At 63.4% G+C, this 11496-nt stretch carries 12 protein-coding genes; 5 read left to right on the plus strand and 7 right to left on the minus strand.

Features of this window, described 5'->3' with window-relative positions; genetic code table 11:
- Nucleotides 1–10 precede the first annotated feature (10 nt).
- From V1288_RS17735 to V1288_RS17745, 3 genes are all read right to left on the minus strand, one after another.
- A complete protein-coding gene (locus tag V1288_RS17735) occupies nucleotides 11–949 on the minus strand; it encodes an aldo/keto reductase (protein ID WP_334358256.1) in 939 nt (312 codons plus the stop codon).
- Between the two features lie 281 nt (nucleotides 950–1230).
- Nucleotides 1231–1692 (minus strand): GNAT family N-acetyltransferase, encoded by a 462-nt coding sequence (locus tag V1288_RS17740; protein WP_334358257.1) that lies wholly within the window; start codon nucleotides 1690–1692, stop codon nucleotides 1231–1233.
- Nucleotides 1693–1810: 118 nt separating this feature from the next.
- A complete protein-coding gene (locus V1288_RS17745) occupies nucleotides 1811–2623 on the minus strand; it encodes a PAS-domain containing protein (protein ID WP_334358258.1) in 813 nt (270 codons plus the stop codon).
- Between the two features lie 208 nt (nucleotides 2624–2831).
- Here V1288_RS17745 and V1288_RS17750 point away from each other — a divergent pair, with 208 nt between their 5' ends.
- Nucleotides 2832–3185: a DMT family protein gene (locus V1288_RS17750; protein ID WP_334358259.1), complete on the plus strand. Its 354-nt coding sequence runs from the start codon at nucleotides 2832–2834 to the stop codon at nucleotides 3183–3185.
- A 168-nt stretch (nucleotides 3186–3353) separates the two neighbouring features.
- Nucleotides 3354–4643 (plus strand): M20/M25/M40 family metallo-hydrolase, encoded by a 1290-nt coding sequence (locus tag V1288_RS17755; protein WP_334361339.1) that lies wholly within the window; start codon nucleotides 3354–3356, stop codon nucleotides 4641–4643.
- 15 nt (nucleotides 4644–4658) lie between these two features.
- Here the strand turns inward: V1288_RS17755 and V1288_RS17760 are convergent, their stop codons facing one another.
- The 4 genes from V1288_RS17760 to V1288_RS17775 form a co-directional block, all read right to left on the minus strand.
- The gene (locus V1288_RS17760; protein WP_334358260.1) at nucleotides 4659–5819 is read right to left on the minus strand and encodes a PQQ-dependent sugar dehydrogenase; all 1161 of its coding nucleotides are present in this window, start codon (nucleotides 5817–5819) and stop codon (nucleotides 4659–4661) included.
- Between the two features lie 68 nt (nucleotides 5820–5887).
- On the minus strand, nucleotides 5888–6061 hold the full coding sequence (locus tag V1288_RS17765) for a hypothetical protein (RefSeq protein WP_334358261.1): 174 nt from the start codon (nucleotides 6059–6061) through the stop codon (nucleotides 5888–5890).
- Nucleotides 6062–6266: 205 nt separating this feature from the next.
- Nucleotides 6267–6920, minus strand: a complete 654-nt coding sequence (locus V1288_RS17770) for a glutathione S-transferase family protein (RefSeq protein WP_334361340.1) — start codon at nucleotides 6918–6920, stop codon at nucleotides 6267–6269.
- Between the two features lie 194 nt (nucleotides 6921–7114).
- A complete protein-coding gene (locus V1288_RS17775; RefSeq protein ID WP_334358262.1) occupies nucleotides 7115–8344 on the minus strand; it encodes a glycosyltransferase family 87 protein in 1230 nt (409 codons plus the stop codon).
- 191 nt (nucleotides 8345–8535) lie between these two features.
- Between V1288_RS17775 and V1288_RS17780 the strand changes: the two genes are divergently transcribed.
- From V1288_RS17780 to V1288_RS17790, 3 genes are all read left to right on the plus strand, one after another.
- Nucleotides 8536–9738, plus strand: coding sequence for a pyridoxal phosphate-dependent aminotransferase (locus V1288_RS17780; protein WP_334358263.1), 1203 nt, complete (start codon nucleotides 8536–8538; stop codon nucleotides 9736–9738).
- 192 nt (nucleotides 9739–9930) lie between these two features.
- Nucleotides 9931–10452, plus strand: coding sequence for a DUF992 domain-containing protein (locus V1288_RS17785; RefSeq protein ID WP_334358264.1), 522 nt, complete (start codon nucleotides 9931–9933; stop codon nucleotides 10450–10452).
- A 344-nt stretch (nucleotides 10453–10796) separates the two neighbouring features.
- Nucleotides 10797–11240 carry a DUF992 domain-containing protein gene (locus tag V1288_RS17790; protein ID WP_334361341.1) on the plus strand — a complete coding sequence of 148 codons (444 nt, stop codon included), beginning with the start codon at nucleotides 10797–10799 and terminating at the stop codon, nucleotides 11238–11240.
- The last annotated feature ends 256 nt before the right edge of the window (nucleotides 11241–11496 follow it).

Below are 11496 nucleotides of genomic sequence, written 5' to 3' on the forward strand. Positions count from 1 at the left end.
GAACAAGAACTCACTTCGTAATCTGATCCACCTCCGCCATCTCCTCCGTGCTCAAGCTCCAGCCGATCGCCTTCACGTTCTGCTCGACCTGTTCGACACGCGTCGCGCCGGCGATGACGCTGGCGACTTGCGAGCGGGAGGCGAGCCAGGAGAAGGCGAGTTCGAGCATGGTGTGGCCGCGGGCTTGCGCGAATGCCTGCAGCTTTTCGACGATGTCCTCGTTACGCGCCGTGACGTAGCGGTCCTTCAAGGCGGGCGCCTTGGCGAAGCGGGTGTCGTCGGGGACGGCGGCGCCGCGCTTGTACTTGCCGGTGAGGAGCCCGCTCGCCAGCGGGAAGAACGGCAATAGCCCGAGCTTGTATTCCGTTGCTGCGGGCAGCAGATCCTTTTCGATGCCGCGCACTACGAGGCTGTATTCGTCCTGGCAGGAGACGAAACGGTTGACGTTCATCTGCCGCGCCAGCATTTCGGCCTCGGCGATGCGCCACGCCGGAAAATTCGAATTGCCGATGTAGCGGACCTTGCCCTGGCGGACGAGATCGTCGAGCGCGCGGAGCGTCTCTTCCATCGGCGTCAGCGGATCGTAGTCGTGCTGCTGGTAGAGATCGATGTAGTCGGTCTTCAGCCGCGTCAGGCTGGCCTCGACCGCGGACACGATGTAGCGGCGCGAGGCGCCCTGCTTGGTGCCGTCGGTTGCCATCGGCTTGGCATATTTCGTCGCCAGCACGATGTCCTTGCGGCGGTCGCCGAGCACGGTGCCCAGCACGGTCTCGGAGCCGCCCATGCCGGCATAGATGTCGGCGGTGTCGAACAGGGTGATGCCAAGGTCAATCGCCTTGTGGATGACCTTGCGCGAGGTCTCCAGATCGGTGCGCTGGCCGAAATTGTTGCAGCCGAGGCCGACGGCGGAAACACGCAGGCCGGAGCCGCCGAGGTTGCGAATTTGCATGGATCGATCCTGTGGGAAGCATGCGGGGAGGAGCAGCATTGTGGCCCGCACGGCTTGGCGCCGCAAGCAGCGGTTCTATCGACCATAACGCTTGGCAGCTATGCGGCACAAAAAGATGCGGCCCCGGTCAGACGCGGCGACTGACGGGGGCCGCTTGGGGCGCGTGATCTGAGACGGGGGGCCTGATCAGACGCAGGCCGAGCCTAGCGACGCTATGTTACGCCGCCGTGACATCAGGACTTATCCACAGGCGGCCTGACGGGCGCCTTCACGAAAGCGTGTCAGAACAGCCTGCGGTAAACGACGAAGCCGGATCGCTCCGCCACCTTGTCGTAAAGCTGCATCGCGGTGTGGTTGGTCTCGTGCGTCTGCCAGTAGACGCGGGAACACCCCGCGCGCTTCGCCTGTTCGTACACGCCATTGATCAAGGCGCGGCCGACGCCCTTGCCGCGCGCCGCCGCGCGCGTGAACAGGTCCTGCAGATAGCAGTTCGGCTCGATCATGGTCGTCGAGCGGTGAAACAAATAATGCGTCAGCCCGAGCAGTTCGCCGCCGCTCTCGGCGACCAGCGCATGCACCGGCTCGTAGGCGTCAAAGAAGCGCGCCCATGTCATCGCGGTGATCTCGGGCTCCAGTGCGGTCGCGCCCGAGCGGCCGTAGAAGGCGTTGTAGCCGTCCCACAGCGGAAGCCATTGCACGTAGTCCTGACGGGTGACGAAGCGGATGGTGAGGTCGCCGGACATCAAGCGATTCCGTTTTGCTGGGCGGTGACGCGTCGAAGACGCGCATGCGGGATGTCCGTTCAATACTACAGGCAGGGCGGGAGGGGATCAATGTCGCAAGCGCGCTCGCATGCCGCCGTTACTCCGCGGCGCCGAGGTGGCGGGCAAAGCTGCGATAGCTGCCGCGCAGCGCGCGATAGTAGTCGGCGCTGCCGGGATCGTCGGTGTGGCGGACGAGGTCGGTGACCGGCGTATAGCTCAGCATGCGGCCGCCATCCGGCAGCGCGGTGCAAATGAACCGCAGCACCTGGCCGTCGGCGAGATCGATGTTGATCGGCGTGGAATCGCCGGTCCGGATCATTTCGGTGCGCTTGGCGATGAACGCGCTCAACTCGTCCTCGGGCAGTTGCCAGGCGCCGGTGTCGCGGCCGTGATACATCAGCGCGATGAAAGGCGGCTTGCTGTCGGCCTGCTCGTCGGACAGCTTGAAGTAATCGCGGAACGCACGGTTGATGAACTCGGCGCGGGTATCGGAATCGAGCAGCACGATGCCGATATCGACCTGATCGAGCGCGGCCGACAGGCGTTCCGCCGTGGCATGATGCTTCTTCTCCCACGCGAACGCATCGACCCATTTCTTCCGCAGCAGGCCGGTGATCAGCGCGGTGCCGCCGGCGGTCCCCGCCAGCAGCAGCATGCGCGCCAGGTCCGACATGTCGTAACCGGGCGCGGCGCGGTGGTTGAGGAAGAACAGCGCGGAAGACGCCACCGCAATCACGGCGCTGACCATGCCGGAGGTGATGCCGTTGACGGAAGCGGCAAAGGCGACGATGCAGACGAAAAGCGGCGCGGGATTGGGGACAGGAACGAAATGCCGGTCGACCAGGAAGGCGATCAGCGCCGTCGCTATCGTGAGAGCAGGACCGGAGATTGCGCGCCAGTTTAACTGCATGCCCGTTCTCGCCACTTGCCGGCAATAAGACGCAAGCATGCCTGATTGTTGCGATTATGCACGCCTTTCTGCCGCCAATCTTAAGAGAGCGTTGCGGAGATGCGGCAGGCTTTCGCATTTTTGAAATCAAATGATATTCGAATGCCCGAGAACCGGGTTAAGAGACCCGAGGGTTGAGCCCGCACGACATTTTGCAAAGAGGACATCGATGCCCACTGTTTCTCCGACGTTGCTGCCGATCCTGATGCTGTTCGCCTCCAACGTCTTCATGACTTTTGCCTGGTACGGCCATCTGAAATTCAAGGAAAGCCCGCTGCCGATGGTCGTGCTGGCGAGTTGGGGCATCGCCTTCGTCGAATACTGGCTGGCGGTGCCGGCCAACCGCTGGGGCAGCGCGGTCTATTCGGCGGCGCAGCTCAAGACCATGCAGGAGGTGATCACGCTGGTGGTGTTCGCCGGCTTCTCGGTGCTCTATCTGAAGGAGCCGCTCGGGTGGAACCACGCGCTCGGTTTTCTCTTCATCGCGATCGGCGCGTTTCTGATTTTTCACAAATGGGCGTGAGGCTCTTGGTATTTGGTATTCGAAAAATGGCTCTCGAACAGGGTTGCAGCCTGTCTGCCACCAATCATTTTTGATTTCGTCGGAGGATGTTGATAGCTTCCCTACTTGAGTTCATCTCAGTTGCCCGCCACGCCATCTTCGGAAGCCGGCTTACAGATCGCCCGCATCATGCACCAACCGCACTCTGCTTTGTCCGTCGCTCGTCCATTGATCGCAGCGCTCGCGCTGGCGTTTGCCGCGGCTGTGGCGCACACCGCGCCAGTGGCCGATGTACACACGCTGGCGCAGCAGGAGCAGCAGCCGCTGCTCGACACGCTGCGTGACCTCGTCAACATCGAATCCGGCAGCAAGGACATCGAGGGCCTGAACCAGATCGCCGACCGCGTTGCCGGCCAGCTCAAGCAGCTCGGCGGCGCCGTGGAAGTCCTGCAGCCCACCGAGATCTACCGCCTGGACGACACGCCCGAGAAGGTGGGCCCGGCCGTGCAGGCCGTCTTCAAGGGTACGGGCAGCCGGAAGATCATGCTGATCGCGCACATGGACACGGTGTACCTCAAGGGCATGCTGAAAGATCAACCGTTCCGCGTCGATGGCGACAAGGCCTACGGCCTGGGCATTGCCGACGACAAGCAGGGCATCGCCACCATCATCCACACGGTAGCGCTGCTGCAGAAGCTGAACTTCAGGGAATACGGCACGCTCACGGTGCTCATCAATGGCGACGAGGAAATCAGCTCGCCCGGCTGGCGCAGCACCATCACGCGTCTGGCCGCGGAGCAGGATGCGGCGTTCTCGTTCGAAGGCGGCGGTATCGATGGCGCGCTGCGCCTGGCTACCAGCGGCATCGGCTCGGCCTATCTCACGGTGCAGGGCAAGGCGTCGCATGCGGGCTCCCGGCCCGAAGGCGGGGTAAATGCGCTGTACGAGCTGTCGCACCAGATCCTGCAGATGAAGGACTTGTCCAGGCCCGAGCAGGGCCTGAAGCTGAACTGGACCGTCTCCAAGGCCGGCACCAACCGCAACGTGATCCCCGCCGAAGCCACAGCGCAGGCCGATGCGCGCGCGCTTAAAGTCGCGGATTTCGACGGGCTCGAGAAAGCCCTGCAGGACAAGATCAAGAGCCGGCTGCTGCCCGACTCCAGGGTGGACGTGAAATTCGAGCTGCGCCGCCCGCCGCTCGAAGCCAATGACGCATCGCGCCGCGTGGCCAACTACGGCAAGACGATCTATCGGGAACTGGGCATGTCGCTCAACGTGGCCGAGAAAGCCACCGGCGGCGGCACCGATGCGGCGTTTGCCGCCCTCAAGACGAAGGGGGCTGTGGTGGAAGGCATGGGCCTGTCGAGCTACGGCGCGCACTCCAACGATGCCGAGTACGTCAAGATCGACACCATCGTGCCGCGCCTGTATCTGGCCACGCGCATGATCATGGACCTGTCCACCGGCAAGCTGAACTAGGCCGGCCGGCGTGGATCACTTCGCGGCCGGCGCCACCCGCAATATCCGCCCGTTCGAACTGTCCGTGAGCAGCCACAGCGCGCCGTCCGGGCCCTGGCGGACGTCCCTGATACGCTCGTGAAGGTTCTGCAGCAGGCGTTCTTCCGACGTCACTGCGTTGCCGTTCAGCGTCAGCCGCACCAGCATCGCGCCGCGCAACGCGCCGGTGAACAGGCTGCCGTTCCATTTCGGAAACAGCTTTCCGGTATAAAAGGCCATGCCCGACGGCGCGATCGACGGCACCCAGTATTTGAGCGGCTGCTCCATTCCGCTCTTGGCCGTCGCGTCGTGAATCTTGGCGCCGGAGTAATCGATGCCGTAGCCGATCACCGGCCAGCCGTAATTCTTGCCCTTGCCGATCAGATTGACCTCGTCGCCGCCGCGCGGGCCGTGCTCGATTTCCCAGAGCTCGCCGGAGGCCGGATTGATCGCCAGCGCCTGCACGTTGCGGTGCCCGTAGCTCCAGATCTCTGGCTTCGCGTCAGTGCGGCCCGCGAACGGATTGCCTGATGGCACCGAACCGTCGGGCGCGATCCGGATCAGTTTGCCGAGATGGTTGCCGAGATTCTGCGCCTGGTCGCGGTAAGTGAAATGATCGCCCAGCGCCACGAACAGATTGCCGTCCTCGGCCTGCGCGATGCGGCAACCGTAATGATTGCCTGATGACAGCGGTCCTTGCTGGCGGAAAATGATTTTGAGGTCGTCGAGGCGGCCGTTACTGTCATTGAGTTGTGCACGGGCGACCGTGGTGCGCCCGCCACCGTCGGTTCGTTCGGCAAAGCAGAAATAGATGGTTTTGTTCTGCGCAAAGGATTTGTCGACGATGACATCGAGCAGGCCGCCTTGGCCGGACGCCCACACCTCGGGAACGCCCTTCAGCGGCGGCGAGATCTGTCCTTCAGCCGTAACGATGCGCATGCGGCCCGGCCGCTCGGTCACCAGCATCTTGCCGTCGGGCAGGAACGCCAACGCCCATGGATTAGCGAGGCCTCTGGCGATGGTCCGGACCTCGAGTTCGCCCGCCGACGAGTCGAACGCCGGCTGTTCGCCGCGCGTGCCGGTGGCGATGAGGAACGAGACTGCAAGCAGGATCGCTACCGCCAGGGCGGCGGTCACAAGGCCGACAGGTGTTTTCATCCTGGTCGTCCAGTCGCGATGCCGATCATCGCGCGTTCGCTAATGATGCAAACAAAAAGCCGCAGCCATTACGGAATGGGCATCGCGACGGTAGCCTTGATCGACAGCACCGTCAGGGTGACCATGAGGCAAAGCGATAGCGTGCCGATCGCGAGCGAGGTGGCGATGGCACCAAGCAATCGGGAAGAAGCGACAGGCGCGCGGTTACTCTCGAAGCCGGCCGTGCCGGGTGACCGTACCATAACCTAAATCCTTGTAACGCGGGACGAATCACCCGCGACTCACTCGACGTCAGGAAAATCTTGCAACGATCACCGGCAACATTGCGGCGACCAGAGGCTGAAAATGGCGGAATCACGGCAGAGGTTAATATTATGCCCGCTATTGTTAACTTTTGGCGGCGTTCTCGCGTGAAAGTGAGCGGGCAGGCCGCGGGCGCCGCGGCGGTTATGCGCCGGCGGCGATGTCGGCCTGGTCTTCGACCTCCGCCTCCGGCCGCCAGTCCATGGTCACGAAACCGGGGGTCTGCTCGACCCGCCGCAGCCAGGCGCGGATGGCCGGGAAGGTTGCCAGGTCGTAGTCGCAGCGGTCGGCGACATGGGTGTAGCCGTACAGCGCGATATCGGCGACCGTCAGTTGTCCCGCGGCAAAATAGGCGCAGCTCTTGAGATGGTTTTCCATCACCTGAAGCGCCGCGTAGCCGCGCTCCATCCAGTCCTCCAGCGCATGCGTCTGCAGATCGCGGCCACCCTTGACCAGCGACAGCCAGAAATAGGCGGCGCCGATATTGGGCTCGAGCGCATGCTGCTCGAAGAACATCCATTGCAGCGCTTCGGCGCGTTCGATCCGCGACTCCGGGGCCAGCGAGGTGCCGCCGCAGACATACCAGAGGATGGCGTTGGACTCGGCGAGATAGCGTCCCTCGGCAACTTCCAGCAGCGGAACCTGTCCGCTGGGGTTCTTCTCCAGAAAATCCGGCGTGCGGCTTTCGCCTCGGAGAATGTCGACCTCGATTGCTTGATAGGGGGCGTTGAGCAGCGCCAGCGCAAGGCGGACCTTGTAGCTGTTGCCGGAGCGCTGCATCGAATAGAGCTTGTACATCGTCGTTGGGTTCACTCAGGGATCGAAGGGCGCACGCGGTAGGCGCACTGCGGAAAGCTCTCGCGCCGCAACGCGGCTAAACAATGATGCCGATACGAACACGTCGCAAGACCCGCTGAATGGAAAAAGTCGAAAACCTCTACTGCACTGCACGCGCGCAGAATAATTCCATCAACACGCTGGAACAACAAAGATCACGCTTGCGCGACGCGGCTCGCACCAGGCGCATGGCTGGCACGGTCGAGGGCCGCGCGCCGCAATACGAGCACATAGAAGGCCAGCTCCACGAGCAGCCCCAAGGGTATGTAGCTGACGCCCGCGACACTGCGCGACAACAGCGGCACGATCCAGGCTGCAGCGAGCTGGCTGATCTCGAAATCGCGAAAGCCGTTGTTCAGCCCGTGCCGCGCGAAGAATGCGATTGCGACCGCGAGCACCACGAGGTCGTAGTCGAGCACATAGGGGGTTGCGAGCAGGCTGCCCAGCGCCAGCGCCGTGGCCTTGAGTTCAAAGGCGGCATCGCTGTGCCACAGCCAGGCGAGGCTGGCGGCGAGCAAGGCGAACAACGAGGCCTGCGCCGCATAGGCTATCGGCACGTTCGCGCCCCATGCGCGGGCGGCCGAGAAGATCGACTGGATTTTCTGCCAGCCCGTGCCGCCCTGTTCGAGCACGACCGTCTGCGTGAAATTCATGGAATCGGCAAAGGCATGCCAGATGCCGCTGCCGAGCATCGCGAAGCTGACCACGACCAGCGCGACGACAGTGGCGGCCGCGGCGCCGATGGTGCGCCAGCGCCCGCCCGCCAGAAGCGCGATCGGAATCAGCACGCCGAGTTGCGGCTTGTAGGCGAGCAGGCCGATTAGCGCGCCGGCAAGCCATGGCCGCCGGTCGAGCCAGTGCAGCGCGCCGCCGAGCAGGGCTGCGGTGAGAAATCCATTCTGGCCATGGCCGACATTGACGAGCACGGCGGGGAAGGCGGCGGCGACCAGCAATGTTTCCTGACGCGGCAGGATGGCGCGGATCGTTGCGAGGTAGGCGGCAAAACTGGCGACCAGCCAGAGCGCAAGTCCCCCGGCATAGGGAAGGGCGGCGACGAGAACGGCGATCGCAAAGAAGAACGGCGGATAGTGCCAGCCATAGAACGGCACGTCGCGGCCATCGAACAACGCCTTCTCTGCCGCATGCTGGAGCGCGGGCGCATAGGCGTCCGCGGCGCGGCCCTGCCAGGTCAGCGATCCTGCCGCATAGACGTTCGAAAAATCGGTGCCGATCGGTTGGCCCGTGCGGTCAATGAGGCCGTCGGAGACAGCGATCCAGGCGGCGAAGATCAGGACCGACAAGGCGATCAGGATCAGGCAATAGGCGCGCATGCGCGAAGCCGTCAGCCATGCGCCGGATCGCAGATCTTGCCAGATATGAGTCATTTCACCGCGGAACTTTAGGAATATTTCGCCGTATTGCTCCGACCGTACCGAGCGCGCTTTAACGTTCCCTAAAGTTGGCCGTTTTTCCCGCCAAGCTTCTTGCGATGCAGCGCGCAGCGCCCTAGGGTGCGGCGTTCCCATCAAAAAGAGTCGTGAATTCTTGAGGTCACGACGTTTGCCAGGAGATGATGATGCCCTTCCTGTCCGCCTCGCTTGCCCGTGTGAAGCCGTCCGCGACGATCGCGGTCACGGATAAAGCGCGCGCGCTGAAAGCGGCGGGCCGCAACGTCATCGGCCTCGGCGCCGGCGAGCCGGACTTCGACACGCCCGCCAACATCAAACTGGCGGCGATCCGCGCCATCGAGGCCGGCAAGACCAAGTACACCGACGTCGGCGGCATTCCCGAGCTGAAGGAAGCGATATCAGCCAAGTTCCAGCGCGAGAACGGCCTGACCTACAAGCCGAACCAGATCATCGTCGGCACCGGCGGCAAGCAGGTGCTCTACAACGCGCTGATGGCGACGCTTAACCCCGGCGACGAGGTCATCATCCCGGCGCCGTACTGGGTCAGCTATCCGGAAATGGTGGCGCTCGCCGGCGGGGAGTCCGTGCCGGTGGTGTGCCCGGCGTCGAGCGGCTTCAAGCTACGGCCTGAAGATCTGGAAAAGGCGATCACAGCGAAAACCAAGTGGATCATTCTCTGTTCTCCGTCGAACCCGACCGGCGCCGCCTACACGCGCACCGAGCTGAAGGCGATCACCGACGTGCTGGTGAAGCACCCGCATGTCTGGGTGATGACCGACGACATGTACGAGCACCTGGTCTATGACGACTTCCAGTTCGCAACGCCTGCGCAGGTCGAGCCGAAACTGTACGAGCGCACGCTGACGGTGAACGGCGTGTCAAAAGCCTATTGCATGACCGGCTGGCGCATCGGCTATGCCGGCGGCCCCGCCGACCTGATCAAGGCGATGTCGACGATCCAGTCGCAGTCGACCTCGAACCCGTCGTCGATCGCGCAGTGGGCTTCGGTCGAAGCGCTGAACGGTCCGCAGGACTTCATCCCCGTGCACAACAAGGTGTTCAAGGAGCGGCGTGACCTCGTGGTCTCGATGCTGAACCAGGCCAAGGGCATCGAATGCCCGCGGCCCGAGGGCGCCTTCTATGTCTATCCGTCCTGCGCCGGCACCATCGGCAAGACCTCGCCATCCGGCAAGGTGATTGCCAACGACGAAGACTTCGTCACGGAACTGCTGGAGAGCGAGGGTGTCGCCGTCGTGCAGGGCTCCGCGTTCGGACTGGGACCGGCGTTCCGGATTTCCTACGCGACCAAAACCAGTGATCTCGAAGACGCCTGCAAGCGCATCCAGCGCTTTTGCGGCAATTTGAGATAGAGCATTTTCAAGCGAGGCGGCATTCCGACTCGCGTCAAGAAAACGCGTCAGAAAAATGACGTGCCAATCACAACAGGTCGTGATCGACTGATGTTTTGACGACTTCTTGAGGAAGCGCCATGTTTTCGACACGGCGCTTCCATCCTGTCCGCTCCGCTAAATTTGTTCATCAACATGCGGAGACTGGGACACATGCGACTCCTGACATTGACACTCGCGACGCTTTCGCTGCTCGCGCCGATCGCAAGCGCTGACGCGGCGCCGCCGGTGGTTCGCGCCGGCATCCTGCAATGCCAGGGCGGCCAGAATGTCGGCTTCGTGGTCGGCTCGGTGGCGAACCTGGAATGCGTGTTCCGCAGCGAAGGCCGCCGTCCCGAACCTTACATCGCCAAGGTGCAGCGCATCGGCCTCGATCTCGGGGTTACCGAGCAGACCCAGTTGTCCTGGGCGGTCAATGCGCCGAGCAGCCGGCTCGGGCGCGGCGAACTCGCCGGCAGCTATGGCGGCGTCGGCGCCAACGCGTCGATCGGCGTCGGCGGCGGCGGCAATTTTCTGATTGGGGGCCCCGCCAACGCCTACGCGCTGCAGCCGATCAGCCTGCAGGGACAGACCGGGCTGAACGTCGCCGCCGGCATTGCCGGCCTCGAGCTGCAGCCGTTCAATGGCTACGCTCCGCGCCGGCACACCCATCGCCGCCACCGTCATCGCGGCTAACGACACGCCAAGGAAAAGGCCCGCGCAAGCGGGCCTTTTTTCGTTTGAGCTCGTCATTCCGGGGCGCGCGAAGCGCGAACTATGGTGCGCAATTGCGCATCTCGAGATCATTTCACTAGATCGAGATTCTCGGGCATGCAATTGAATGCCCTAGTTCGATGCTGCGCATCGCCCCGGAATGACGGCTAAGCCGGTGAATTCTGGCACGCCCCCAGATGTTGTGGCATAGAACGGCGAGCGCCGCGGGCACGGCGCTGTTCTTGATTCTTTGCTCGCATCACAGTTTTTCAGCCGGAGATTTCTTCATGCGTCGTCCTCTCATCCTTGGCTTTGCCGCGCTCGCCATGCTGACCTCCTCAATCGGCGGCGTCCCTGCGCAGCAGGTGCAGCGTGTGCAGGTCGGCGTGCTGGAGTGCCGCGGCGGCGCCAGCGTCGGCTTCATCGTCGGTTCCGTCACCAATCTCGGCTGCGTGCTGCGCGCCGACGGCATGCCGGAAGACCGCTACATCGCCACCATCCGCAAAGTCGGACTCGATCTCGGCATCACCCAGGAATCAGCGTTGGCCTGGGGCGTGTTCGCGCCGGTGGCCCGCCTCGGGCCGGGCGGCCTGTCCGGCGACTATGTCGGCGCGCAGGGCAGCGCGACGCTCGGCCTCGGTGTCGGCGGCAATGTGCTGGTCGGCGGCTCCGCCAATTCGATCGCATTGCAGCCCTTGAGCGTGCAGGGCCAGGTTGGCGTCAGCATTGCTGCCGGATTGGAAAGTCTGGAACTCCGGCCGGGGCGTTAATTCTCTCCCTCTAAGAGCAAGCTTCGCTTGTCTCGACCCCGCGAAAGAGCGGGGAGAGGGAGCAAGCGTCGCTTCGCCTTCAAGAACTCGGGCTCTCCAGCAGCACGGGCTCTGCTTCGCTCCCATTGTTTCGAGAGAGCAAGAGCGCACCGCACCTCGCACCGCAGCGACGTTTTTCCTGCTTGCCAAAATCGCGGGACGGGCGGACCATCAGTGCCGCCGACCCAATCACGGGCCGAGCTCCAAACAAGGAGGC

Origin of the sequence: Bradyrhizobium sp. AZCC 2176 (assembly GCF_036924645.1) — a bacterium.
GTDB lineage: Bacteria > Pseudomonadota > Alphaproteobacteria > Rhizobiales > Xanthobacteraceae > Bradyrhizobium.